Consider the following 246-nt stretch of genomic DNA (forward strand, 5'->3'; position numbering starts at 1 on the left):
TCGACGAACTTGCGTCGCGCATGCGCCCAGCAACCAGCGTGCGTCATGCCGTTACGCCGCACGACCTCGGCGTAGCCTTCATAGCCATCGGTGACCAGGCAACCCGCATAGTCACCCAACAGGCGCATGGGAACGCGCCCGGCACGGCTGGGATCATAGTCGAACAGCACGGTCTGTTGCCCAGGCGGCCCGCCTCGCTGCACCCACATATAGGAGTTGGCGCTGGCCTTGCGTTCCTCTTCTTGA

Annotated in this window: 1 protein-coding gene; it reads right to left on the bottom strand. The window is 63.8% G+C overall.

All coding sequences use genetic code 11. From position 1 onward, the window contains the following. A partial coding sequence (locus tag M8006_RS18585; RefSeq protein WP_250084618.1) for an IS66 family transposase occupies positions 1-246 on the bottom strand: 246 nt, incomplete at both ends.

Origin of the sequence: Halomonas llamarensis (genome assembly GCF_023555005.1) — a bacterium.
Classification (GTDB): Bacteria; Pseudomonadota; Gammaproteobacteria; order Pseudomonadales; family Halomonadaceae; genus Vreelandella; species Vreelandella llamarensis.